This is a genomic window from Pseudarthrobacter linnaei (genome assembly GCF_055412825.1).
In genome coordinates this window covers 178,809-203,734 of the sequence record NZ_JBVAYX010000001.1, presented here as the reverse complement: position 1 = coordinate 203,734, position 24,926 = coordinate 178,809, and the positions used below count along the sequence as shown (strand labels likewise).

The window sequence follows — 24,926 nt, the reverse complement described above, 5'->3', positions numbered from 1 at the left end:
GCACTCGTGATGCCCGCCGTCGTAATTGAGATACAGGTACGGACGGAAATGCCCGGCGGGAAGTCGGCGGCCGGCCGCTGGCCGTCGGCGGAGCCCAAGCTGACGGGGACTCTCAGGGTGTCAGGGAGGTCCCGTATAGCCCTCACTGGGCCCGGGCGCACTCCAGCAGCGCCCGGAGGTTATCCAGGGCCTTCTCAACGTCGACAGGGCTGTAGCGTACCGGGACAGCGTCGGGGTCAACGGCCAACTTCACCAAGCAGCCGCAGTGGAAATCCTCGGTCATGACTTCCAGCAGCGAGCGGGCATCCACGCCGGGCCGGCCATCCTTGCTGATGGTCACGGGCAACCCGGTTTCATGGACAGCGCGGACGAACAGCGCCGCGGGCCTTGCATGCAGTCCGATGGTGGCCTGGACGACTGCGTTCCGTACCGGCAACGTGACTCCCTTGTCTCAGATTGTGCTGGTGGTGCCGGCGGGGAACCGGCGCATTCAAGCCTAGCCGCGACCGGCTTACCGGGCGAACCACGACAACCCGCTGGTCTAGACCTGTGCGGGGTGTGGCTTAACCTTGAGGTATGACTCACTCCGGAAGGCTGCGCAGTGGCGCCCTCTGACGCGGCACGCATGGTCGGCGAGATCGACCGGAATAACGGTACGCCCATCTACGTCCAGCTGCGGGAAATCCTCAGGTCCCACATCGTGAGCGCCTGTCCGCCCGGGTCGGCGCTGCCGTCCGAGCGGGACCTTGCCGAGCGCTTTGGCCTGGCCCGGATGACGGTGCGTCAGGCCATTGATGCCCTCGTTGGTGAGGAAGTCATCGAGCGGGTGGTGGGCCTGGGCACCTTTGTCCGGAAACCGAAGCTGGACCTGCAGGTGAAGCTAACTTCCTACAGCGAGGAGATGCAGCGGCGCGGCATGGTCCCGGCGGCCAAGGTTCTCAGCTTCGAACAGATCGGCGCCAGTGCCTTCCTGGCCCGGGAACTCCAGCTTGAGGAGGGGACGCCCCTGGTGCGGTTCCGCCGCCTGCTACTGGCGGACAACGAACCCATGAGCGTGGACGAGAACTTCATCCCTGCCCACCGCGTGCCCGGACTTCTCGACGGCGAACCGCCCACATCGCTCTACAACGTCCTGAGCGAACGCTTCGGGCTGGTGATGGAGTGGGGAGAGGACATGATCGAGGCCACGGCCGCTTCACCGTCCACGGCCCGCCTGCTCAACGTTGAGGTCGGATCGCCGCTGCTGAAAATCCAGCGCCACGCCTTCGTGGCCCGGGCCATGGTGGACTACTCGGTGTCCTACTACCGCGCAGACCGCTACAAGCTCTGGGTGCCGCTGCAGCGTCCCGGCGTCCGCCCGACCCGCAACTACGCCTCCGGCTACCGCCCTTAACCCAGGACGCGGGGTCACTTCGCGCCCATCCCGAAGGGCTTAATGGGCGCGAAGTGACCCCGCGTTGTGGGTTGGTTTCCTGGAGATGCAGAAACATGCAGAAAAGGCCCGGTCCTGGTGGACCGGGCCTTTTCTGGTGATCACTGCAGCTGGTTAGCGGCTGAGCGTCTTCTGGGTGTCGCCTGACTCGATCGTCTCGTGGGCGCCGTGGTGGCCATGGGCCGCCTCGAGCTCAGTGGGCGTGGCCGGGGCAACCCGGTCCTCGAAGAACCACTGCGACAGCTTCGCGCGGCGCTTCTCTTTCTTGTCAACGACTCCGTTGGCGTTCGGCTCCGCGGGAAGCGGGGACGGCGACTCGAATCCGACGAGCTTGTAGCGCTTGTACTCGTCCAGCGGGGCGTGGACCTCGATGAACTCGCCGTGCGGCAGGCGCACGATGCGGCCGGTTTCCCGGCCGTGCAGGGCGATCTCCCGGTCCTTGCGCTGCAGGGCCAGGGCAATGCGCTTCGTAACAACGAACGCAATGATCGGGCCGATGAAGAACAGGGTCCGCAGCCAGTAGGTCACATCGTTCAGCGACACGTGGAAGTGCGTGGCGATGAGGTCCGAGCCTGCAGCTGCCCACATGACGCAGTACCAGACGAAGCCGGCCATGCCGATGGCGGTACGCGTCGGGGCGTTGCGCGGACGGTCCAGGACGTGGTGCTCGCGGTCGTCCTTGGTGATCCATCGTTCGATCCACGGGTACATGAACATCACGGTGAAGAGGATTCCCGCCGGCACCAGGGCCGGGAGAAGCACGTTGAAGCTGAAGACCTGGCCGAACCAGACCTGCTCGATGCTCCAGTCACCGATGGTGCCGGGCATGAGGCGCAGTGCACCGTCGACGAACCCGATGTACCAGTCAGGCTGGGTACCGGCCGAGACGGGGGACGGGTCGTAGGGGCCGTAGTTCCAGATCGGGTTGATGGTGAAGAACCCTGCCATGAGGGCAACGACACCGAACACGATGAAGAAGAATCCGCCGGCCTTGGCCGCGTATACCGGACCGAGCGGGTAGCCGACGACGTTGCCGTCGTTGCGTCCCGGGCCGGGGTATTGGGTGTGCTTGTGCACGACCACCATAAAGAGGTGCAGCACGATCATCAGGAGGATGAGCGCGGGTACCAGCAGGATGTGCAGCATGTACAGGCGGCCGATAACCATCGTGCCGGGGAATTCTCCGCCGAAGAGGAAGAACGAGATATACGTTCCGATCACCGGGATGGACTTGATCACTCCGTCGATGATGCGCAGGCCGTTGCCGGAAAGCAGGTCATCGGGGAGGGAGTAGCCGGTGAAGCCGGCAGCCATCGAGAGGATGAGCAGCACGCTGCCCACCACCCAGTTCATTTCACGGGGCTTGCGGAACGCGCCGGTGAAGAAGACACGGAGCATGTGAACGGACACCGAGGCGACAAACAGCAGCGCCGACCAGTGGTGGACCTGGCGCATGAACAGGCCGCCGCGGACATCGAAGGAGATATCCAGCGACGAGCTGTAGGCCACCGACATTTCGACGTTCTTCAGCGGCGTATAAGAGCCCTGGTAGTGCGTCTCCGCCATCGAGGGATCGAAGAAGAACGTCAGGAACGTGCCAGAGAGCAACAGAATGACGAAGGAGTACAGTGCCACCTCGCCGAACATGAAGGACCAGTGGTCAGGGAATACCTTGCGGCCGAATTCACGGAGCATTCCGGAACCGCCGACCCGCTCGTCAACGAAATTGGTGATGCGGCCGCCCTTGGTCTTGGCGACGAAGGCGGGGGCACTAGGCGTTGATGCTGCGCTCATGCTCATCACGCTCCCAATAGCTAGGTCCTACAGGTTCTTTGAAGTCGCTCGTAGCGACCAGATAGCCCTCGGAGTCAACCGCGATTGGCAACTGGGGGAGGGGCCGGCTGGCCGGGCCAAAGATAACCTTGCATTCCTGGGTCAGGTCGAAGGTTGACTGGTGGCACGGGCAGAGCAGGTGGTGCGTCTGCTGCTCGTACAGGGCAACAGGGCAACCAACGTGGGTGCAGATCTTGGAGTAGGCGACAATTCCGTTGTAGCCCCAGTCCTCGCGGCCGGGGGAGGGATTCAGCGATTCCGGGTTCAGGCGCATCAGCAGAACAACGGCCTTGGCCTTTTCGTTCAGCTTGCCTTCGTGCAGTTCGTTCAGGCCTTCCGGAATGACGTGGAACGCTGAACCGATGGTCACATCGGCTGCCCGGATGGGGGTGCCGTCAGGGTCACGGGTGAGCCGCTTGAGCTTGCCCTCCTGGGGTGCCCACATCGTGTGCGACAGAACTTTGTCAGGACGCGGACCCAGGTCACCGAAGACGGCGAGGGCCGGCAGGGGAGCCAGCGCCACGGCGCCCAGAAGGGTATTGCGGATCAGCGGGCGGCGCTTGATGCCGGTTTCCTCGACGATGTCGTCGACGATCCGGACAGCGGCCTGGCGGTCTTCCTCGGTACGGATGGCATGGCGCTCTTCCGAGACTTCATGGTCCGGCATGAGGGCCTTGGCCCAGTGCACGATTCCTGTGCCGATGCCAAGCATGGCAAAGGCGGTGCCGAGACCCAGCAGCATGTTCTGCAGCCGGATCGTCGCGATCCCGGTGTCATCCCCCAGATCGATGGCGAAGTACGCCACCAGGAATATCAGGGTGCCAACGACCGAAGTCCCGAACAGAAGGGCTACCTGCCGTTCTGCTCGCTTGGCGGCCTTCGGGTCCGTGTCAGCCAGGCGCAAACGATGCGGAGGAAGTCCAGGATCCTGGAACTTCTCCACCTCATTCTGACCAGCCCTAGCTACGGTGCCCGAGTGGTTCGGACTGCCGTCACTATGGTTGCCCATAATTCGCCTCATCCCTCTCTCGTCTCGGCAAGTGCCGAGTTAGCTTTCAATTCAAACTGCTGACGGGTCAGCAGAAAACTCTTACAGGTGTAACAGGTGGGCTTTAGGACGTCCGGGACGTTAGCCAGATAGTGAAGGCAATGATGACGCCCAAGCCAGCGATCCAGACAAACAGGCCTTCGGATACCGGACCCAAAGCACCGAGATCGGCGCCGCCGGGAGAACCGTTGGCTTCGATCTGCTTCAGGAAGGTGATGATGTCGCGCTTGCCTTCGGGTCCGACGTTGGCGTCGCTGAAGACCGGCATGTTCTGCGGGCCGGTGACCATCGCTTCGTAGATGTGCTTGCCGGACACGTCAGCCAAGGCCGGAGCGAACTTGCCCCGGGTCAGCGCGCCGCCGGCAGCCGCAGCGTTGTGGCACATGGCGCAGTTCACGCGGAACAGCTCGCCGCCCTTGGCGGCGTCGCCCTGCTCGTCGAGGACACTTGCCTCCGGGATGGACGGGCCGGGGCCGAGCGACGCAACGTAAGCGGACAGCTGGTGCGTCTGCTCCTCGTTGAACTGGGCAGGCTTCTTATAGGCCTGGGGGCCATTCATCTGCATGGGCATGCGGCCGGTGCCGACCTGGAAGTCAACGGCGGCAGCGCCGACGCCAACCAGGGAGGGGCCGTCTTTGGACCCGCTGGCGCCCATGCCATGGCAGGTGGCGCAGTTGGCGGCAAAGAGCTTGCCGCCTTCCTCTGCGTCATTTGCGCTGAAGCTGGTGGTGGCCTTGGCCTGGTTGACGGTGGTGGCTACGGCGTACAGCCCACCAGTGACCAGGAGGCCCATCAGCAGCAGTGCAATTGCTGCTAGCGGGTGACGTCGCTTCTGCGAGAGTGCCTTCACGTGGTGGTTCCTTTTTTCGATCCTGCGTTGGCTCCGGGAGCCACTTCTTAAAATTCTACCTCTTGTAGAACAAGAGCCAGGTGTTGCTACTTGAGCACGTAGATGACCAGGAAAAGGCCGATCCAGACGACGTCGACGAAGTGCCAGTAGTACGAGGTGACAATCGCGGAGGTTGCCTCGAAGTGGCCGAACTTCTTCGCTGCGAAGGAGCGGCCCATGATAAGGAGGAAGGCAACCAGGCCACCGATAACGTGTAGACCGTGGAAGCCTGTGGTGATGTAAAACGCCGAACCGTAGGCGTTGGAGGAGAGTGAGACATGTTCGGAAACGAGCATGGCGTACTCAGCCGCCTGGCCGGCCACGAAGAAGGCACCCATGACAAATGTCACGGTGAACCATTCGTTCATTCCCCAGCGGGTGAAGCTGAGGGGTCCGCCGCTTCGACGCGGCTGAAGCCGCTCCGCGGCGAAGACGCCCATCTGGCAAGTAAAGGAACTTGCCACGAGGACGATCGTGTTGATGAGCGCAAAGGGGAAGTTGAGCTTGGCTGTCTCGTCGGCCCACATCTGTCCGGAAGTCGAACGGAGTGTGAAGTACATGGCGAAGAGACCGGCGAAGAACATCAACTCACTGGACAGCCAGACTACGGTTCCAACAGAAACCATGTTCGGGCGATTCAGCGTCGGGTGCGCCGGGGTACTGGGGGCATGGGTCGCAGATGTCACATAGACATTATGTCTATAAAACTCCCTCCTGCCCAACGCAAACCGCGTTTTGGGGGGACTTTTTCTACAAAGACGCGAATTCGCGCGGAAAAGTTCCCGGACCGGTTCACATTGGTCTTTGCAGTACGCACCTCGATAGCATCAGAACGTGACTTCTCAGGCATCTGCACAGGCGGCAGTCAACACGTGGCCGCGGCTCATCAACGCACTCATTGACGGGACGGATCTCACCACCGGCAACACGGAGTGGGCGATGAACGCCATCATGTCGGGGGAGGCCACCCCGGCCCAGGTTGCGGGTTTCCTCGTGGCCCTCCGGTCCAAGGGCGAGACCGTGGATGAACTGGTCGGCCTGGTCGAGGCGATGATCGCGAACGCTAGCCCCATTGAGATAGCAGGGCAGAAGCTGGACATCGTCGGAACCGGCGGAGACCAGCAGAACACGGTGAACATCTCCACCATGGCCGCGCTGATCGCGGCCGGCGCCGGCGCCAGGGTGGTTAAGCACGGCAACCGTGCGGCGTCCTCGACCTCCGGGTCCGCGGACGTCCTTGAAGCCCTGGGGGTCCGGCTGGACCTGCCGATCCCGCGGGTGGCTCTCAACGCGGAAGAGGCGGGCATTACGTTCTGCTTCGCCCAGGTTTTCCACCCTTCGATGCGCCATGCCGCCGTCGCCCGCCGTGAACTTGGCGTGCCGACGGCCTTTAACTTCCTTGGCCCCATGACCAATCCGGCCCACGTGCAAGCCTCGGCGGTGGGTGTGGCCAACGAGCGCATGGCTCCGCTGGTGGCCGGCGTCCTTGCCAAACGAGGCAGCCGCGGGCTGGTGTTCCGCGGAAGTGACGGACTCGACGAGCTCACCACCACCGGGCCGTCCCGGGTGTGGGAAATCCGGCACGGGGCCGTGAGCGAACAAATGTTCGATCCGCGCGATCTCGGCATCCGCCAGGCAACCCTTGAGGAACTGCGCGGCGGGGACGCGGCGGCCAATGCCGCCGTCGTCCGGTCCGTGCTTGCCGGCGGCCCCGGTTCGGCACGCGATGCCGCCTTGCTGAACGCCGCTGCCGGACTCGTGGCCTTTGATCTGGATGACGTCGGACCGTTCAGTAAGCGGATGGCCGCCGCCTTGAAGCGCGCAGAAGAATCCATCGAGTCGGGTGCGGCGGCAGCCGTGCTGGACCGGTGGGTAGCCCTCTCGCGCAGCTGAACAGTCCAGGGATCGCCAGCCGGCGGGGCGGCCCGGCTGCTGGGCCTCGACCCGCTGAATCCTACTGTTCGAACCCTAGAGCGAAGGCCGCGTCGAGGTCATGCTGGGAATAGGCCCGGAACGCGATCTGCGTGGTGGTGTGGACAACACCGGCCACCTTGGAGAGTTTGTCCGCGATGACGTCGGCGAGATCGTCGTGCTTCGGGACCCGGGCGATTGCGATGAGGTCCCATTCACCGGTCACGGAGTAGACCTCGCTGATTCCCTGGATGGCGGAGATCTCTTCCGCGGTCTCCGGGATGCGGGAAGCGTCTGTCTTAATCAGGACGAAAGCGGTGACCACGTGTGAGCCTTTCCGGATCTGTTGCGCCGTTGCCGGCCGAGTACAGGCGCCCGGGCGGTACTCCTCCGAACCTCGGCCATGTCCCTGCAAGCCTAGTCCATCACGCCCCGCGGCGGCGGGTGCTGAACCGCCGGACCGCGGCGGCCAGGAGTCGGTATCCGAGCAGCAGAACGCCCAGGCTGAGCAGCGCCACGATGACGAACGGCAGGACCACGGTCTGCCCGGTGACGGCCCGCAGGAGCATGCCGACGGTGACCGTGCCAAGCCAGATGCCGACGCCGGCCGGCCAGACGGCCAGGGGCGAGCGCCACACGCGCAAAGCCAGCCAGGCGGTCGCCGCGCCGACGAGGAAGGGCCAGGCCGTGGAAAACACGCCGATAACGATGTCCCCGCGCTGATGGGCGTCCCGGCCGACGGCTGCGAAAACGAGAATCAATGCCGCATCAGCGCAGGCTGCCAGCATGGCCGTCCGACGTACCGCCGTTCCTGACACGGAGGGGGTGGCGGCGGGGCGGGGAAGCGGAGGCGTTGCGGAAGGCATGGTCCAAGCGTAGCCCGGCTGCCCGGAGGGCCGAAGATCTTGCTTTCGTCACTACGGTGCTGCCGGCGGGGCGGGACAGGTCGACGCGGTCCATTGTGCCGGTTGTCCTGCGGGACTAGGCTCGGGCCACCCCCGCACTGCCGCCGGACTCCGCCTTGCGGCACGGGCCGAACGGAAAGAGGACAAGACCGTGGCCGAGAAGATCACCACCTGCCTGTGGTTCGACAACCAGGCGGAAGAAGCCGCCGGGTTCTACACATCCGTCTTCGACGGCGGGAAGTTGCTGGAAGTCTCCCGGTACGGCGAGGACGGTCCCGGCCCGGCAGGGCAGGCGATCACCGTGCGGTTCCAAATGGAGGGCCGGACTTTCACGGCCTTGAACGGCGGGCCGGCCCACGCCTTCAACGAGTCAATCTCCTTGGTCATCGATTGCTCCACCCAGGAGGAAGTCGACCGCTACTGGGAGGCCCTGGGCGCGGGCGGCACCGACAGCCAGTGCGGCTGGCTCAAGGACCGGTACGGGGTCTCGTGGCAGGTCGTGCCCTCCCTACTGGGCGGGCTGATCGGCGGCCCGGACCCGGAGGGGTCCCAACGCGCCATGCAGGCCATGCTGGGAATGCAGAAGCTTGATATCGCGGCGCTGCAGAAGGCCTACGACGGCAGCTAGCCACGGACAGCGGACCGCACACCAGAAGCGTTGCGGCGGAGTTGTCCGTTGCGTCTTGCCGTCGGTTCCTCCCAGGGTGTCCAATCCATATAGACAGCCGCACGCTGCGCGGAGGCCGGCGGTCCGGCCCCCCGACGGATGCAACCGAGGAGGCTCCCATGGCCACGAAAGACGCCAAAGTTCCGGTGAAGGCCGGCGGCCGGGGCACGTCCGAACTCCGGCGGGCCGACGCCTCCGATGTCCGGCCGCCCGAACAGCCGGAATTGATCCGGAATGTCGCGCTGGTCGGCCACTCGGGCGCCGGCAAGACGACGCTGGCCGAGGCGCTACTGGCTGAAACAGGTGTGATTTCGCGAAAGGGCACTATCACCGAAGGCACCACCGTGAGTGACTCGGAGCCTGCCGCAGTCCACCAGCAGCGCTCCGTCGCCCTCTCCGTGGTGCCCGTGCTGGTTGGCGATGTCAAGGTGAACCTGCTCGATACGCCGGGCTACCCGGACTTCGTCGGTGAACTGCGCGCCGGACTGCGCGCGGCGGACGCGGCGCTGTTCGTCGTCTCGGCGGTTGACGATATCGATGCTGCCACCACGGCCTTGTGGGGAGAATGCCAGCGCGTCGGGGTACCGCGGGCAGTGGTGATCAGCCGCCTGGACCATCCACGGGCGGACTTCGACGCGGCGCTTGAGAAATGCCAGCGGGCCTTCGGCGACACGGTGCTGCCGCTCTACCTGCCGGTGCGCAACGGGGCAGAGGTCACCGGATTGCTGGGCTTGCTCTCGGGAACTGTGTTGGAACGGCCGGCGGACGGCGCGCTTCCGGTGTCCCGGAGGGCCGACGACGGCGAACGCGCCGCCTCTGCGGCGGCGCGGGGCGCGCTCATCGAAGGGATCATCGCTGAAAGCGAGGACGAGTCGTTGATGGACCGGTACCTCGACGGCGAAGACATCCCTGCTGACGTCCTTATCGGCGACCTGGAGACGGCCGTCGCCCAGGGGTCCTTCCACCCGGTGATCGCCACGTCCGCCGAGACCGGCGTCGGCCTCGCGGAACTGCTGGACGTCGTGGCACGGGCCTTTCCCCCGCCAACCGAGCATGGTGGTCCGGTAGTGTCCCACCTGGATGGCACTCCGGCCGCCACACCGGACTGCGACCCCGCGGGGCCGCTGCTCGGTGAAGTCGTGCGCACCAGCATCGACCCGTTCCTGGGCCGCGTCTGCCTGGTCCGCCTCTTTTCCGGCACGCTGCTCGAGGACACGGCCGTCCATGTGGCCGGGCACGGGCTGGCGGACCGGGGCCACGCCGACCACGACAGTGACGAGCGTGTCACCCACGTGTATTCCCCGCTGGGATCCAGCCTGCGGCCGGTGCCCTACAACGTGGCGGGGGACATCTGCGCCCTCACGAAACTGGGGCCGGCCGAGACAGGCGATACGGTATCGGCCAAAGACTGGCCGCTGCTGATCCAGCCGTGGGAGATGCCGGACCCGCTGCTGCCTGTTGCAGTCGAGGCGGCCTCCCACGGGGATGAGGATGCCCTCGCCCGCAGCCTGGGAAAGGTCGCGGCCGGGGACCCGGCGCTCCGCGTGGAACGGAACGCCGAGACGCACCAGCTCATTCTCTGGTGCATGGGCGAGGCGCACGCGGACGTCGTCCTGGGCAGGCTGCGCGAGCAGGGCGTGAACCTGCAGACGGTTGACGTGGTCACCCCGCTGCGGGAGACGTTCGCCGGGCGCGCGGCGGGCCACGGGCGGCACGTCAAGCAGTCGGGTGGCCATGGCCAGTACGCCGTTTGTGACATCGAGGTGGAGCCGTTGGAGCGCGGCGCCGGCTTTGAATTCATCGACAAAACCGTGGGCGGGGTCATCCCGGGACCCTTCATCGCCTCGGTGGAGAAGGGCGTGCGGTCGCAGATGCAGAAGGGCGTCTCGGCCGGCTTTCCGGTGGTGGATATCAGGGTGACCCTGCTCGGCGGCAAGGCCCACAGCGTGGATTCTTCGGACGCAGCCTTTCAGGCCGCGGGGGCATTGGCCTTGCGGGAGGCAGCGGCCGCCGGCAGCATCCAACTGCTGGAACCCGTCTCGGCCGTCACCATCAGCGTGTCGGATGAGCATGTGGGCGCGGTGATGAGCGACCTGTCATCGCGCCGGGCCCGGTTGACCGGAACTACGTCGACCGGGGGAGGCCTGGCGGAGATCACAGCCGAAGTGCCGGACCAGGAGCTCTTGCGCTACACGATCGAGCTGCGCGCCCTGACGTCGGGAAGCGGCCGTTTCGGGCGGAGCTACCTGCGGCACGAACCGGCGCCCACTGCCTGACGTGCCGCCATCCTGGTGGGATTCGCCGTGCACCACCAGCAGCCCTTGCCCGAACCGCGGCCTGACATTTGTCGGTGGTCACGTCCAGACCGCCGGCCCCGGTGACTGCGTCGACCGTCCCGTTGCCTGCGACCTTGCAATTCTTGAGGAACGGGCTGTCGCCGGGCCAGCCGTAGATGGCGATGGTGGAGGTGCCCTGGCTGGATACGAAAGGTAGCCCGCGCCGTCGTCCCGAAGGCGATGTAGTGGTGACCCCGAAGACGGGAAGCCGGCCCTTAGGCCAACGTTGCCGATCATTCCGTCCGGCCGGAAATGGATCAACTGACCGTTCATATCGAAAACCACCGGACGTCGACTTGTTGTCGGCAACGAGGGCGTTGGGGGCGTTGATCGCGCCCGAGTTGTGCAACGCTGGTGGTATGGATCTGGAGGTGTCGCCCGCGCTCACGATTCCTTCGTCGGAACTTGGCTGGCGGTTCTCGCGTTCGTCCGGGCCGGGCGGTCAACACGTCAACACGTCGGATAGCCGCGTTGAACTCTCGTGGAACATCAACGACTCTGCGGTGCTTTCGGATGACCAACGGCTCTTGCTGCTGACGCGCCTCGGACGACGCCTCGCCGCCGGGGTGGTCACTGTGGCCGCGTCAGAGCGGCGGTCCCAGCTGCGCAACCGTGAGCTCGCCCTTGCCAAGCTCGCCGGCCTTGTGGCAGAGGCCCTGGCTCCGGAACCTGCCCGACGCCGAGCGACCAAACCCACCCGGGGATCGAACCGTCGGCGCCTCGCCGCAAAGGAACAGAGGTCGGCGACGAAACGGCAACGACAGCGGCCGTCCGCCGAGTAGCGCCATCCTTCGACTGCAGGAGAGTAATAGCGGGGTGGTGTCATGAGCTGGTGTCCGGCAAAAACTCCGGAGAGCGCTGTCCAGTAGCCATCGGGACGCCGGCGCCGGCGTCGGCGGTGTGTGTGCGACCGATGAGTTGAGCGTCTCGCGGGCGTAGGGACCGGGCTGCCCACAGTACGATCCTGGGCGTTTGTGAGGGTCGGCGAAGCGCTTCAGGCTTCGCCGACCGGTGCGCTGATATCCCGACGCGTTGACCAAGTTTCACTGCGTCCTTTCAGCAGGTCCTGCAACTCGATCACTTCTACTTTACATAATGTAGATTATCGGCGTTAAAAGTATGGCAGTAGTAGTGGCTGCAAACAGGCTGATCGCGGGCGTGAGCTACAGATGCCTGGATAACACGAGTACCTCGCCCTCGCCCTCGTCTTGACCGAGCTTGTACTCGGACCCAGCACGTAGTCACAGATCCGGGGCCGCCTGCAACACAGTGTTCAACCGGTCCCGCTATGCGCCTGCGTTCGCTGTCTCAGGCGGAGGTCGGCACGATGTTGTGGTTGAGGCGGAAAAGGTTGTGCGGGTCGAAACGGTTCTTCAGAGCCACCAGTCGGTCATAAGTATTGGGCCCGTAGACCTCCCGTGCGGCCTCGATGATGTCTTGTCCGGTTTCGGCGCCGAGGAAGTTAACGTACTGGCCGTGCTCGCCGAACGGCTGCATAAGAGTGTAGGCGTTCCGGGCGAACGCGCTCAGCCGCTCGTCCTCCGCCGTGTCGTTCCAGAAGCCGTAGATGTTCAGCCAGTACTTCGCCGAACGGTTGGGAAACGCTGTGGACTCCTCCTGCACACGCCCGAAGGCCCCTTCCATATGGTGGATATCAATCCCGGTCCCGACCCAGGCCACTTCAGAGGCGAAACCGACCAGAACGTCGACGGCATCATCGTCCATCCGGGAGAACGACAAGTTTTTCCAGTACCCCCGGGAGCCCTTGGGAAAGAGGCTGTCCATGGCGCACTGCCACTCCGGCCAGGCAGTTGGGGAGACTTCTTCCTCGTCCGGGGGCGCAGCGGTGCGCAGTTGCTCGATCAGCTCGAGCCCGGGCTGGTGGTTCTCCGAAGCCCAGGCAAAGCCGATGATCATCCACGGCTCCTCCCCCATCTCGAAGTCAGGCGGGAGCACTAGGAAGGAGACGATCGGGTTCATCTCCTCGGGCAAATCCTTCGTCCACAAGTCGAACGCGTTCAGTGCGCTCTTCCAGTGGGTCGGGCGGTAGAAGAAGTTTCCACCCAGGACGGCGGCCGGCAGCGGCCGGGCGCGGAAGGTGAAGGAGGAGACCACCCCGAAGTTCCCGCCCCCGCCGCGCAGCCCCCAGAACAGCTCGGGGTTATCTTGTTCGCTGGCGTGCAGGTGCTCTCCGGCGGCGGTGATGACGTCGGCGGAGACCAGGTTGTCCAGGCTCAGTCCGTTGGACCGGGTCAGCCAGCCCACCCCTCCGCCGAGGGTCAGTCCGGCGACGCCTGTGGCGCTGATCACCCCAAGCGGCACGGCCAGTCCATGTGTGGCGGTGGCCCGGTCCACGTCTGCCAGGGTCGCCCCGGGTTCGACGGTCACGAGCCGTTTTTTCACATCGACCTCCACACCGCGCAACTGGCCTAGATCCAGCACGAGGCCGCCTTCGACAGTACCGTGGCCGGCAATGTTGTGCCCGCCCCCGCGGACGGCAAGCGGCAGGCCGGTGCGCCGGGCCGTGTGCAGGACGGGATCAATGTCTCCGACGGCTCCCGCCCGGATGACAGCCCGCGGACGCACGTCGATCATGCCGTTCCATACCGCCCGGGCCTCGTCGTACAACGGATCCTGCGGTTCGATCACCAACCCCGCTAGGTGCCCGCGCAACTCCTGCAGGGCGCGGTCCTCTTCGCCGGCCTGCTCTTCCAGATGCATTGTGCTCATCGGTCTGCTGCCTCCGTGCCATGGGGGTTGGTGCCCCCGGTCCAATAGTGGAATTGATCTCGCCGGGGTCGGCGCTGCAAGGCGACAATTCCAGCCGCCAAGGCCCTGGAACAGCTCGCGGTGTCCACAGTATAAATTCGTCTGCGGCGCCGGACAACGGACAACGGACAATCGGATAGCCGCGTCTAGGCACCCCACGGACAGAAGAGTAGATTACGACTCGACTGCCCGGCGGGTTGCCGAGTGCGGGCTGGCGCCGGCACCGGCAGAACCGTTCAGCGGCGGCTGGACGAGACAGGAGGGTCGGAATGGGCGGGTATGTGAAATCCGGGGAACTGGAAATCTGGACGGAGCAGGTCGGCGAGGGACCCGATGTACTGCTGATCGGCGGGCTCGGGGATACTGTCGAGTCCTGGCAGTTCCAGCTGGACGGGCTGGCGGACCGCTACCGGTTGACGGCGTTCGATAACCGGGGTGCGGGCCGCACGGCCATGCCGGAGGGGCAACCGAACGTCGAGGCGATGGCGGACGACGCGGCTGCAGTGCTACGGGGTCACAACATCTCCTCAGTGCATGTCGCAGGGTTCTCCGGCGGCAGCGTCGTCGCCCAGGAACTTACTCTCCGGCACCCGAGGCTGGTGCGAAGCTCGGTGCTGCAGAGGACTTGGCCCGCAATGGACGAGTACATGAAAACGCTCGTCCGGTCCATCCACTGGCAGGCCGAGCTGGCTCCGGACGAACGCGCATTCCTGGAGTTCTTCTTCCTGCTTGTTTATACCCCCCGGGCACACAACAGCGGAATGGTCAGCCAGATTATCGAGGGCGCCCTCGCATTCCCACATCAGCAGTCCACCGAGAATTTCCTGAAGTTCCTGGACGCGTTCGCGGTCCACGAGACGGCAAGCCGGTTGGACCAGATCAATGCGCCCACCCTTGTCCTGGCCGGCGGAGTGGACCCGATTACCAGGCCGGAACTCGGTGAGGCCGTGGCCCGCCGCATACCGGGCGCACATTTCGAGGTGATGCCGCAGGAATCCCACCAGCCCTTCCAGGAGATCCCGGACGTTTGGAACGCGCGCGTGGACGACTTCTGGCAGGAGACGGCGAGGCCGGGCTCACACAGCCTAAATCACCGGGCGACGTAGGCAGCCAGGTGCTCTCCGGTGAGGGTGCTGCGGGCCGCGATCAGCTCAGCCGGTGTCCCCTCGAAGACGATCCGGCCGCCGTCATGGCCGGCGCCCGGGCCGAGGTCGATGATCCAGTCGGCGTGCGCCATAACGGCCTGATGGTGTTCGATGACGATGACCGACTTGCCGGAGTCGACCAGGCGGTCAAGAAGGCCCAGCAAATTCTGGACATCGGCGAGGTGCAGGCCCGTGGTGGGCTCGTCGAGGACGTAAACGTCACCCTTCTCGGCCATCTGGGTGGCCAGCTTGACCCGCTGCCGCTCGCCGCCGGACAGGGTGGTGAGCGGCTGTCCAAGGGTCAGGTAGCCCAGCCCGACGTCCACAAGCCGGTCGAGGATCTTGTGCGCCGCCGGCGTCTTCGCCTCGCCGGTACCAAAGAATGCCGCAGCCTCGGTCATCGACATGGCCAACACTTCGGCGATGTTGCGGCCGCCCAGCTTGTATTCCAGCACTGACGCCTGGAACCTCCGGCCCTCGCAGTCCTCGCAGGTCGACTCGACGGTGGCCATCACGCCCAGTTCGGTGAAGATGACGCCCGCGCCGTTGCAGGTGGGACAGGCGCCTTCCGAGTTGGAGCTGAAAAGGGCCGGCTTCACGCCGTTGGCCTTCGCGAACGCCTTGCGGATCGGCTCGAGAAGGCCCGTGTACGTCGCCGGGTTGCTGCGCCGGGACCCTTTGATTGCCCCCTGGTCGATCACCACCACGCCGTCCCTGCCGGCGACCGACCCCTGAACCAGGGAGCTCTTCCCCGACCCGGCCACGCCCGTGAGCACGCACAGCATCCCGAGCGGGATATCGACGTCGACGTCCTTGAGGTTGTGTGTCGAGGCGCCGCGCACCGCGAGCGTCCCGGACGGCATGCGCACCGATTCCTTAACCCTCGCCCGGTCATCGAGGTGGCGCCCGGTGATCGTCTCACTCCCCCGCAGGCCCTCCACGCTTCCCTCAAAGCAGACGCGGCCGCCCTCGGTGCCGGCGCCGGGGCCAAGGTCCACGACGTGGTCGGCGATCGCGATGGTCTCCGGCTTGTGCTCGACGACGAGCACGGTATTGCCCTTGTCCCGCAGCTGCAGCAGGAGCCTGTTCATCCGCTCGATGTCATGCGGGTGCAGGCCGATCGTCGGCTCGTCGAAGACGTAAGTGATGTCCGTGAGAGACGAGCCGAGGTGCCGGATCATCTTGGTGCGCTGGGCCTCTCCCCCGGACAGCGTGCCCGCCGGCCGGTCCAGCGAGAGGTAGCCCAGTCCGATTTCGGCGAACGAGTCGAGCAGGTGCTGCAGGCCTTTGAGGAGCGGCGCGACCGAAGGCTCGTCGAGACCGCGGACCCACCCGGCCAGGTCGCTGATTTGCATCCCGCACAGCTCGGCGATGTTCTTGCCCTGGATCTTGGAGGACCGGGCCTCCGGGCTGAGCCGCGTGCCGTCGCACTCCGGGCAGGCCTGGAACGTGATGGCTCGCTCCACGAAGGCGCGGATGTGCGGCTGCATCGCCTCGACGTCCTTGGAGAGCATCGATTTCTGGATCTTCGGGATCAAGCCCTCGTACGTCAGATTGATGCCCTCGACCTTGATCTTGGTTGGCCCCTTGTAGAGGAGATCGTGCATTTCCTTCTTGGTGAACTTCTGGATCGGCTTGTCCATGTTGAAGCCGGCGCCGCTGAAGATGCGGCCGTACCAGCCGTCCATGCTGTAGCCGGGGATCGTCAGCGCACCGTCGGCGAGCGACTTGCTGTCGTCGTACAGCGCGGTGAGGTCGAAGTCGGAGACCGAGCCCATGCCCTCGCAACGCGGACACATCCCGCCCAGGTAGACCGCATCGTGGACCACGTTCTTCTCGACTCTGCCGCCCTTCTCGGTGCTCATCACCCCGCTGGCCTTCCTCGTCGGGACGTTGAAGGAGAACGCCGTGGGGGGCCCCACATGCGGGGACCCCAGCCGGCTGAAGAGGATCCGGAGCATGGCGTTCGCGTCAGTGGCAGTGCCCACCGTGGAGCGGGGGTTCGCGCCCATCCGCTCCTGGTCGACGATGATCGCCGTCGTCAGCCCCTCGAGGTGGTCCACGTCCGGACGCGCCAGGTTGGGCATGAACCCCTGCACGAAGGCGCTGTACGTCTCGTTGATCATCCGCTGCGACTCAGCGGCGATGGTGGCGAAGACCAGCGAGCTCTTGCCGGAGCCGGAAACGCCGGTGAACACCGTCAGACGGCGTTTGGGGATCTCGATGCTGATGTCTTTGAGGTTGTTTTCGCGGGCTCCGACCACGCGGATCAGATCGTGGCTGTCGGCAACATGCAGCGAACGCGGCTGCGTTTCCGGCGTCGTAGCCATGCTCATCGTGTCTCCATCCCTTGGGCGGGGCCGCGTTTCGAGGTCTCCGCCGGCGTCCTCTGGCTCTATCTAACCAGCTTCGAGCCAGCATCCGCGGGCGAATCCATTGTCTTCTGGGCCGACCTCGCTGAGAATGAACCATGACGGTCTACCTGAGGTCCCTGGAAACTGCGGTCCCGCCCACTGTCCTGATCCAAACGGAGGCCCGGGACGTTTTCGCGGCCCAGCCGGGGCTCACCAGGCTGGGCACCCGTTTGGTCAGCACCTGCTTTGATTCCGCAGCCATCGACACCCGCCATACGGCAGTCGAGGAACTGACGAAGGATCATCAGGCGGAGAACCCGCGGTTTTTCAACGCCGGCACGGGGCTGCTGCTGAGCCCCAGCACCAAGGTCCGCAACGAGATCTTCGCCACCGAAGCCACCAAACTCTTCATTGAGGCAGCACATAAAGCCCTGGACGCCTGTCCCGGGATTACGTCCCCGGACATAACCCACCTCGTCACGGTGTCCTGTACCGGGTTCTTCAACCCCGGCCCGGACTACAAAATCGTCAGGGCCCTCGGCCTGGATCCCGCCGTGCAGCGCTACCACCTCGGATTCATGGGCTGTTACGCGGCGTTCCCCGCCCTGCGGGCGGCCAAGTCCTTCTGCGAGGCCGATCCCGACGCCGTCGTCCTGGTCGTCTGCGCCGAGCTTTGCTCCCTGCACGTCCGGACCTCGAACGACCCGGACACCATCATGGGCTCGGCGTTGTTTGCCGACGGCGCGGCCGCTGCCGTCGTCACCGCCCAGGAGCGCCCCGACGAACCGGCCCTCCTGCAGCTGGACCACTTCGAGACCGTCCTGACCCCGGTCGGCGAGGAGTCCATGGCGTGGAATATCGGTGACGAAGGCTTTGAGATGGTCCTGGGGAACTACGTCCCGCACATCATCGATGACCACATCATCGGCGCCCTGGAACCGCTCCTTTCCCGGGAGGGTGCCCTGCGGGGACTCCCCTACCGCGACATCCGGCACTGGGCCATCCACCCCGGCGGCCGCAGCATCCTGGACAAGGTCCAGTCGCGGCTGGACCTGAGCGACGAGCAGCTGGTCCCGGCCCGTGAAACCCTGCGCAACTACGGGAACATGAGCAGCGCCACCGTGCTTTTCGTGCTCCGGCACATCCTTGACCTGCCGCCTGCCGAGGGTGCCGACGACGGCGCGGAGCGGATCTGCTCCATGGCGTTTGGGCCGGGGCTGACGGTGGAAACGGCGCTGTTCACCAAGCTCAGCAGCCCGCGCCGTGAAGACCCGCCAAAGCTGAGCGGGGACGCGGCCCGGCCAGGGACCGCCCAGCCGGAATCGGCCTTGGCCTGAAAACCAGTGCACCTGCTGCGGGAACGTGCGGCGCACGCCGTTGAGGAGATGGACCTGCCCGGCTGTGATCCGGTCCGGCTGGACCGTACCTATGCCCAGTTCGCGCTCGTGAACCGGGCCGTCTCCGGGTGGCGGGGCATCTATCGGAGCCAGCTCAGGCCGCGCCTGCGGAGGGGTCCCGCCACCTTGCTGGACATCGGCTGCGGCGGCGGCGACGTGCCGGTGATGCTCTCCCGCTGGGCCGCCCGGGAAGGGCTCCGGCTGGAGATCACGGCGATCGATCCGGATCCGCGCGCCAGCCGCTTCGCTGCCGCACGGCACCGGGCCGCGGGCGTGACGTTCCTTCAGTCCACGGCCGCCCAGCTCGCCGTCGAGGGTCGCAGCTTCGATCTGGTGGTGTCCAACCACGTGCTGCACCATCTGCCCGAGGACGAACTCCCGGGCTTCCTGGCCGAGTCCGCCGGGCTCTGCCACGGCCGGGTGATCCACAACGACCTCCGGCGCAGCCCGGCCGCCTACGCCCTCTTCTTCGCTGGCTCCTGGCCCTTTACGGGCTCCTACATCAGACAGGATGGCCTCACCTCGATCCGCCGCAGCTACACCGCCGCCGAACTCCAGGCCACCGCACCCCCGGGCTGGACCGTCATCCGACGCACCCCCTTCCGCAACCTGCTGGTCCTGGACAAGGACGGGGTTCATGGTTGACGTCCTGGTGATCGGCGGCGGCCCGGTGGGGCTGTTTATGGCCGCGTTGCTGCTCCAGCATGGTGTGAGCGTGCGCGTCCTGGAACAGCGGACCGGCACCGAACCGCACTCCCGGGCCATCGGCATCCATCCCCCGTCGCTGGACGCACTGCAGGGCGTCGGCGTGGCGCCGGCGATGGTGGCCGAAGGGATCCCGATCCGGCGCGGCATCGCGGTCGGCGGCGGCAGGACGCTCGCCCGGATGTCCTTTGCCGGGGTCTCAGAGGGCTTCCCGTTCGTCCTTGCCCTGCCGCAGTCCCGCACCGAAGCGGTCCTGGAGCAGCGCGTCCGGCAACTCGACCCCGACGCCGTGCACCGCGGCGTCCGGGTCACGGGGCTGCACGACGACGGCGGCCAGGTCACCGCGGACGCCACGGCTGGAGGCTCGGCAGGTCACTACACGGCGGCCCTTGCCATTGCCGCCGACGGTGTCCGGTCCACGGTTCGGCCGCTGCTCGGCACGGCCGTCATGGCGAAGGATTACCGGGACAGCTACCTGATGGGCGACTTCGCGGACGCGACCGGGTTCGGTCCCGACGCGGCCCTGTTCCTGGAATCTGCGGGGATCGTGGAGTCCTTCCCGCTGCCGGGGGCGTTGCGGCGCTGGGTGGTGCGCCTCGCGGACCGCGGGGACGGCGGGGACGGCGGGGACGGCGGGGACGGCGGGGACGGCAGGGACGCCGGCTGGCTCGCTCAAACGGTCAGGGAACGCACCGGGATCGACGTCGATCCCGCGAGCAACAGCATGCTGAGCCGGTTTGGCGTCCGGACCCGGCTGGTCCGCAGGATGGTGACGGGCCGGACCGTGCTGATCGGCGACGCAGCCCACGAGATCAGCCCGATCGGCGGGCAGGGCATGAACCTGGGCTGGCTGGACGCCGCCGCCCTGGCTCCCCTGGTGCTCGCGTCGCTGCATGGCGCGGACGTGGGGGCGGCACTACTGAACTTCGAGACCCGCCGCGCGGCCGCGGCCGCCCGGGCGGCACGCCAGTCAGAAATCAACATGGCGCTGGGCCGGCCCCTGAGCGCCGGGCCGTGGGCCGCGCGGAACCGTGCCGTCGCGGCGGCCGCCTCCGTGCCCGCCGTCAACGGGTTCGTGGCCCGCCGGTTCACCATGCAGTAACCGACGGCGACGGACCGCCGTGGTGTCGTTCGAACGACAGCGCGGCTCAGGCGGGCGGGGGCGTGAAGTAGCAGTCGTAGCTGTCCTGGCTGACGACCTGCCCGTCCAGGACCTCAAAAACGGACGCGACCCTGGCCCAGATGACGTCACCGGTGTCCCAGTGCGGCAGGTCCATTAGCAGGGTCGCGCTCCACTCGGCCTCCACCACCACACGGTTGCCCTCGCACGTCGTGCGACGCACGACGAACCGCTGCCCGGAGACGACGTCGTGGGCTGCCTCCGCCCCGGCCAGGGCCTCGTCCCGGTTCCGGGTAGCACCGGCCGGAGCCAGCAGATGCGGCGCCTCGCGAAGGGTGTAGTCCTGGGCCAGGAACGGGGCGACCTCCGCCGCCCCGCCGCCGACCTCGATAGCGCGCAGCAGCGCGAGCACGCATTCCAGAGGGGCCTGTGAAGTCATGGAACGAGACTATCGGACCGCACCGGCCTGGCCCCGGGTCACACGGGCCTGCGCCCGGAATACACTGGCCCCATGGGCCGCTTTCCCCCGCTCCTGCATCGCCCGGCCGGCGGAAACCGGTACCGTCCGGTCCCCGGACTGGCCGGCAGGCTGGCCGCCGCCGGCGCTGCCCTCGCCCTGACCGCCTCCTGCGGCGCCGGCGCATCAGGTACCGGCAGTACATCGGGCACCGGCAGTACGTCAGGCACGCCGACGACCACCTCAGGGGCCCCGGTCACCGCGGTGATCAACCAGCTCCGCGACAACTACAGCCGGCAGATCATTGCCGTGCAGTTGACGAACAACACCGCGGCGCCGCTGACCGTGCTCAGCGCCGGAGTCGCGAGTCCGCTCTTTTCCGGCACCATGGAGTGGCAGCCGGCGCCCGCCGGGATCGAACTGCCGCCGGGCCAGACCAAGATCCTGCCGGCACAACTGCGCGCCCCCGCGTGCGGAGTCCGGACGGCGCCGGCGAACGCCGGCGTCAGGGTGGAGCTCCGCCTTGCCCCGTCCAGCGACGCCAGCCCCGCCACAGCCGGCCCCGCCACAGCCGGCCCCGCCACTACAGTGCCCGCCACTACAGTGCCCGCCACTGATCCGTACGGGGTGCTGGAGCGCAATAACAAGGAGATGTGCCTGGCCCAGGCGGCCGCCGCCGTCGCCGGACTGCGGCTGGAACCGGAACTCGAGGTGTCCGCCGACGCGCAGAGCGCCGTGCTGACACTTGCCATCACGCCGCGGAGCACCCCCGGCGCCGTGAATCCAAGTTCAACAAGGACCCTGACGATCAACTGGATCGACGGGACCTCCTTGCTCGAGGAGGACCAAAGCGCTCCCTGGCCGCGCTCCGTCTCGGTCCACGCCGGGGGCGCCAGCCGGCAGCTCCGGCTGGGGATCCGGCCGGCACGCTGCGATCCGCACGCCATCGCGGACGACAAAGTGGGGACCCTGCTCCCCTTGAGGGTCTCCGCGGGCGGGCGGGAGGGCGTCCTGAAAGTCGGCGCCGGAGCCCTGCTGCGGGGACGCATTCACGAATTTATTACGACGGCTTGCGGACGCCAGTAGTCTGGTGCCATGTCCCCTGACGCCAAGCCCACTGACTTCAGCGCCGCCCGCATCCATGAAGCCGTCCAGCAGGTGCTCACTGCCGGCGTGCTCCCCGCCATTGTCCAGGCCGGACATCCGGGACTGCGGCAGGTCGCCGCGCCCTTCGACGGGCAGTTGAGCGGCGCAGAACTGGGCCAGCTGATTGACCTGATGCGCGGTGTCATGCACAAGGCACCCGGCGTGGGCCTGGCGGCGCCCCAGCTCGGCATACCGCTGCAGCTTGCCGTGCTCGAGGACCAGTTCGACGTCGATCCTGCGGTCGCCGCCGCCCGCGGACGGGATCCACTGCCGTTCTTCGCCATGCTCAACCCCTCCTACCAGCCGATGAACGGCTCCACCGTGGCGTTCTACGAGGGGTGCCTCTCTGTGAACGGACTCCAGGCAGCCGTGAATCGGCCCGAGTCGGTGCGGCTGGATTTCACGGCACCGGACGGAACCAGGCAGCAGCGCGAATTCACGGGCTGGCAGGCGCGGATCGTCCAGCACGAAACCGACCACCTGTCCGGCATCCTGTACCTGGACCGGGCCGAGCTGCGCTCTCTCAGTAGCAACACAGAGTACTCCGCACGCTGGGCGCAGCCGGACATCAGCCTCGCCCGGAAGGAACTCGGGTTCCTCCCGGGCCCGTAACGCCCGGGCGGCGCCCCCTCAGTCCCGGGTCCCAGGGGCGGGATTTGCCGCCGTCGGAAGGTAGCGGGACCACCACTGGAGGATCTGGTCGAAGCGCTGCCTGCGGTGGTGCGGGGTCCCGGCACGTGACAGTTCATGGTTCTCGCCGGGAAAGACCAGGAACGCGGCCTCCACGCCGAGCTGTTTCAGTGCGGTGAAATACCGCTGGCCCTGCTCCACCGGGCACCGGAGGTCCTCCTCGCTGTGGATGACCAGGGACGGTGTGCGCACCTGCTCCACCCGGGCCATCGGGCTTTGCGCCGCCATCTGCTCGGCCGTCCGGCCGGTGTATTCACCGCCGAAGAACCAGCCGATGTCGGACGAGCCGGTGAAACTCACGGGATCGAGGAATCCGCGTTCCACGATGGCGGCCTTGAAGCGGTGGTCGTGGCTGATGGTCCAGGCGGTGAGGTAGCCGCCGTAGGAACCTCCCATGATGCCGAGCGCCCCCGCGTCGAGTTCCTCAAACTTGCCGAGCGCGCCGTCGAGGAAGGCCAGAACGTCCTGCATGTCCAGGGTGCCCATCTTCTCCTTGATGGCCCGCCCGTGCTGCTGGCCGTAGCCGGCGGACCCGCGGGGGTTGCACATCAGGACGGCGTACCCCGCCGCGGCGTAGACCTGCGCCTCGTCAAAAAGGGCTCCGGTGAACTGCGCAAACGGGCCGCCGTGGATGTTCAACAGGACCGGGTGGGGACCCTGGCCCGTCGGTTTCACGAGCCAGCCGTGGACGGGGTAGCCGTCGCCGGACGGGACCGTGAGTTCGAGTGGTTCGATGATTCCGGCGCCGGCGCGCAGCGGCGCGGAGAAATCGGTCAGGACACGCAGCTGCCCGCCGTCGACGACGGCGACATCGCCCGCGGTCAGGGCGTCGGCGAAACTGACCACCAGCGAACCGCCGTTGGCGGCGCCGCCCGTGACCACACGCTCGCCGCGGACCAGCACGTCGTGGGTCCCGGAGGCCTGGAACTGAAGCAGTTCGACCGTTCCCCGGGCGTTGTTCAGCGGTAGCACCGAGTCGGGACCGCCCAGTTCGAGCCTGCCGTTGCAGCCGAGGTCCATCGTTTCGACGTCGCTCAGGCGGGTGGCGTCGCCGCCGCCTGCCGGCATCACGTAGAGCGCGGTGTTGCGCGCCACGAAGTCCTGGCCCGACGGACCGAGATCCTGGGCGAGGAAGAACAGCCACTGCCCGTCCCGTGACTCGCGGACGGCGTGGACGCTCTGCCGGCCCGTGTTGGCCGGGGCGACCGGTTCCGGTTCCCCTCCCCCGGTGCCTTCCCCGGTGCCTTCCCCCACCGCAATGCGGTAGATGCCGCTGGCAAGATCGCTGTCGCTGCCGTCATGCAGGGCGGCGGTGAAGTAGATGGTGCGCCCGTCGGTGCTGAAGCTCGCGCCGGTGTGGTCGGTGGATGCGGTGGTGAGCTGCCGCGCGGCCGGCAGCAGCCCGGCCGGCGTGCGCCCGGCGCCGGGTGCGGGCTGACCGGCAGCTGCGGCGGCGCGGGCCTTCAGCGCCCTGCCCTGGGGCGCAACCTTGGGCTCCGCTCCAGGGTCCGGAACCTCGACGAGGAAGAGCTGGACCGGCTTGTCCGCGGTGTACCCGACGCCGTTCATCCGGTACTGGTAGTCGGTGATCAGCCGGGCGTCCTCGCCGCCGGCGGAGACCCCCTCGGTACTGCCGTAGCGGCCGTCCTCCGGAGTCCGGGCGCTGTAGACAAGGTGCCGGGAATCGGGCGACCAGGCGAACGCCGACACCCCTAGCGGCGCGTCGGTGACGGGCTGCGGCTCCCCGCCGGCGGCCTCCACGATATGGAGCTGGGGTTTGCCGCCGGCTGCGGCGCGCAGGAAACCCAGCACCTGTCCGTCCGGAGAGAAGTCCGGCGCCGTGTCGCGGAATCCGCGGGTCAGGCGGCGCGCGGGCCGCTCCGGGTCCAGCGGCACCGTCCACAGCTGGCCGACGTACGCGTCGGCGTCGAAGTCGGGCCGGATCACGGACACCACGGCACGTGTGCCGTCCGGATGCAAGGCAGGGGCGGAGACGGAATTCAGCAGCGGCAGATGTTCGGATTTCACGTGTGAGAGCCTAGCCCCAGTTTCCCCGGCTGTGAAATGGCTCACTCCTGCGGGCATGAATGCCGGGCGGCGCCGCCCGGCCGGGCCCGGCCGG

22 protein-coding genes are annotated in these 24,926 nt (G+C 66.7%); 11 read left to right on the top strand and 11 right to left on the bottom strand.

Annotated features, from left to right (window positions below; translation table 11 throughout):
- Window positions 1–142: 142 nt before the first annotated feature.
- Entirely contained in the window at window positions 143–436 is a 294-nt protein-coding gene (locus ACZYZ3_RS00905) for an HPr family phosphocarrier protein (protein ID WP_463961984.1), read from the bottom strand.
- A gap of 189 nt (window positions 437–625) precedes the next feature.
- Here ACZYZ3_RS00905 and ACZYZ3_RS00900 point away from each other — a divergent pair, with 189 nt between their 5' ends.
- Window positions 626–1,393: a GntR family transcriptional regulator gene (locus ACZYZ3_RS00900; protein ID WP_463962172.1), complete on the top strand. Its 768-nt coding sequence runs from the start codon at window positions 626–628 to the stop codon at window positions 1,391–1,393.
- Window positions 1,394–1,546: 153 nt separating this feature from the next.
- Here the strand turns inward: ACZYZ3_RS00900 and qcrB are convergent, their stop codons facing one another.
- The 4 genes from qcrB to ctaE all read right to left on the bottom strand — a co-directional run bounded on the left by qcrB (window position 1,547) and on the right by ctaE (window position 5,924).
- Entirely contained in the window at window positions 1,547–3,226 is a 1,680-nt protein-coding gene (gene qcrB, locus ACZYZ3_RS00895) for a cytochrome bc1 complex cytochrome b subunit (RefSeq protein WP_463961983.1), read from the bottom strand.
- Entirely contained in the window at window positions 3,204–4,274 is a 1,071-nt protein-coding gene (gene qcrA, locus ACZYZ3_RS00890) for a cytochrome bc1 complex Rieske iron-sulfur subunit (RefSeq protein ID WP_463961982.1), read from the bottom strand. Before qcrA ends, qcrB begins: the two co-directional genes overlap by 23 nt.
- A gap of 103 nt (window positions 4,275–4,377) precedes the next feature.
- Window positions 4,378–5,163 (bottom strand): cytochrome bc1 complex diheme cytochrome c subunit, encoded by a 786-nt coding sequence (gene qcrC / locus ACZYZ3_RS00885; protein ID WP_463961981.1) that lies wholly within the window; start codon window positions 5,161–5,163, stop codon window positions 4,378–4,380.
- Between the two features lie 86 nt (window positions 5,164–5,249).
- Window positions 5,250–5,924, bottom strand: coding sequence for an aa3-type cytochrome oxidase subunit III (gene ctaE, locus ACZYZ3_RS00880; protein WP_463961980.1), 675 nt, complete (start codon window positions 5,922–5,924; stop codon window positions 5,250–5,252).
- 112 nt (window positions 5,925–6,036) lie between these two features.
- Here ctaE and trpD point away from each other — a divergent pair, with 112 nt between their 5' ends.
- Window positions 6,037–7,095, top strand: coding sequence for an anthranilate phosphoribosyltransferase (gene trpD, locus ACZYZ3_RS00875; protein ID WP_463961979.1), 1,059 nt, complete (start codon window positions 6,037–6,039; stop codon window positions 7,093–7,095).
- 61 nt (window positions 7,096–7,156) lie between these two features.
- On the opposite strand, the gene ACZYZ3_RS00870 is transcribed toward trpD, so the two are convergent.
- Together ACZYZ3_RS00870 and ACZYZ3_RS00865 are read right to left on the bottom strand one after the other, a co-directional pair.
- The gene (locus ACZYZ3_RS00870) at window positions 7,157–7,438 is read right to left on the bottom strand and encodes an Lrp/AsnC family transcriptional regulator (RefSeq protein WP_282379365.1); all 282 of its coding nucleotides are present in this window, start codon (window positions 7,436–7,438) and stop codon (window positions 7,157–7,159) included.
- Window positions 7,439–7,538: 100 nt separating this feature from the next.
- Window positions 7,539–7,979 (bottom strand): DUF3054 domain-containing protein, encoded by a 441-nt coding sequence (locus ACZYZ3_RS00865; RefSeq protein ID WP_463961978.1) that lies wholly within the window; start codon window positions 7,977–7,979, stop codon window positions 7,539–7,541.
- A 190-nt stretch (window positions 7,980–8,169) separates the two neighbouring features.
- Here ACZYZ3_RS00865 and ACZYZ3_RS00860 point away from each other — a divergent pair, with 190 nt between their 5' ends.
- From ACZYZ3_RS00860 to arfB, 3 genes are all read left to right on the top strand, one after another.
- Window positions 8,170–8,646 carry a VOC family protein gene (locus ACZYZ3_RS00860; RefSeq protein WP_463961977.1) on the top strand — a complete coding sequence of 159 codons (477 nt, stop codon included), beginning with the start codon at window positions 8,170–8,172 and terminating at the stop codon, window positions 8,644–8,646.
- 158 nt (window positions 8,647–8,804) lie between these two features.
- Window positions 8,805–10,961 (top strand): elongation factor G-like protein EF-G2, encoded by a 2,157-nt coding sequence (locus ACZYZ3_RS00855; RefSeq protein WP_463961976.1) that lies wholly within the window; start codon window positions 8,805–8,807, stop codon window positions 10,959–10,961.
- Window positions 10,962–11,380: 419 nt separating this feature from the next.
- A complete protein-coding gene (arfB, locus tag ACZYZ3_RS00850) occupies window positions 11,381–11,803 on the top strand; it encodes an alternative ribosome rescue aminoacyl-tRNA hydrolase ArfB (RefSeq protein ID WP_463961975.1) in 423 nt (140 codons plus the stop codon).
- A 526-nt stretch (window positions 11,804–12,329) separates the two neighbouring features.
- Here arfB and ACZYZ3_RS00845 read toward each other — a convergent pair.
- On the bottom strand, window positions 12,330–13,751 hold the full coding sequence (locus ACZYZ3_RS00845) for an FAD-binding oxidoreductase (RefSeq protein WP_463961974.1): 1,422 nt from the start codon (window positions 13,749–13,751) through the stop codon (window positions 12,330–12,332).
- 308 nt (window positions 13,752–14,059) lie between these two features.
- On the opposite strand from ACZYZ3_RS00845, the gene ACZYZ3_RS00840 reads away from it, so the two are divergent.
- Complete coding sequence (locus tag ACZYZ3_RS00840; protein WP_463961973.1) at window positions 14,060–14,896, top strand: alpha/beta fold hydrolase; 837 nt, start codon at window positions 14,060–14,062, stop codon at window positions 14,894–14,896.
- Here ACZYZ3_RS00840 and ACZYZ3_RS00835 read toward each other — a convergent pair.
- Window positions 14,881–17,271 carry an ATP-binding cassette domain-containing protein gene (locus ACZYZ3_RS00835; protein WP_463961972.1) on the bottom strand — a complete coding sequence of 797 codons (2,391 nt, stop codon included), beginning with the start codon at window positions 17,269–17,271 and terminating at the stop codon, window positions 14,881–14,883. The genes ACZYZ3_RS00840 and ACZYZ3_RS00835 overlap by 16 nt on opposite strands.
- Window positions 17,272–17,405: 134 nt before the next feature.
- Between ACZYZ3_RS00835 and ACZYZ3_RS00830 the strand changes: the two genes are divergently transcribed.
- From ACZYZ3_RS00830 to ACZYZ3_RS00820, 3 genes are read left to right on the top strand one after another with little or no spacing between them, the layout of a single operon-like run.
- Window positions 17,406–18,626, top strand: a complete 1,221-nt coding sequence (locus ACZYZ3_RS00830; protein ID WP_463961971.1) for a type III polyketide synthase — start codon at window positions 17,406–17,408, stop codon at window positions 18,624–18,626.
- 48 nt (window positions 18,627–18,674) lie between these two features.
- Window positions 18,675–19,331: a class I SAM-dependent methyltransferase gene (locus ACZYZ3_RS00825; RefSeq protein ID WP_463962171.1), complete on the top strand. Its 657-nt coding sequence runs from the start codon at window positions 18,675–18,677 to the stop codon at window positions 19,329–19,331.
- Window positions 19,324–20,493: an FAD-dependent oxidoreductase gene (locus ACZYZ3_RS00820; RefSeq protein ID WP_463961970.1), complete on the top strand. Its 1,170-nt coding sequence runs from the start codon at window positions 19,324–19,326 to the stop codon at window positions 20,491–20,493. The genes ACZYZ3_RS00825 and ACZYZ3_RS00820 overlap by 8 nt, the downstream gene beginning before the upstream one ends.
- 46 nt (window positions 20,494–20,539) lie before the next feature.
- Here the strand turns inward: ACZYZ3_RS00820 and ACZYZ3_RS00815 are convergent, their stop codons facing one another.
- Complete coding sequence (locus ACZYZ3_RS00815) at window positions 20,540–20,950, bottom strand: nuclear transport factor 2 family protein (RefSeq protein WP_463961969.1); 411 nt, start codon at window positions 20,948–20,950, stop codon at window positions 20,540–20,542.
- A 72-nt stretch (window positions 20,951–21,022) separates the two neighbouring features.
- Here ACZYZ3_RS00815 and ACZYZ3_RS00810 point away from each other — a divergent pair, with 72 nt between their 5' ends.
- Window positions 21,023–22,054 carry a hypothetical protein gene (locus ACZYZ3_RS00810; RefSeq protein WP_463961968.1) on the top strand — a complete coding sequence of 344 codons (1,032 nt, stop codon included), beginning with the start codon at window positions 21,023–21,025 and terminating at the stop codon, window positions 22,052–22,054.
- A gap of 9 nt (window positions 22,055–22,063) precedes the next feature.
- A complete protein-coding gene (locus tag ACZYZ3_RS00805; protein WP_463961967.1) occupies window positions 22,064–22,726 on the top strand; it encodes a peptide deformylase in 663 nt (220 codons plus the stop codon).
- 18 nt (window positions 22,727–22,744) lie between these two features.
- Here the strand turns inward: ACZYZ3_RS00805 and ACZYZ3_RS00800 are convergent, their stop codons facing one another.
- Window positions 22,745–24,832 (bottom strand): S9 family peptidase, encoded by a 2,088-nt coding sequence (locus tag ACZYZ3_RS00800; protein ID WP_463961966.1) that lies wholly within the window; start codon window positions 24,830–24,832, stop codon window positions 22,745–22,747.
- Window positions 24,833–24,926: the final 94 nt, after the last annotated feature.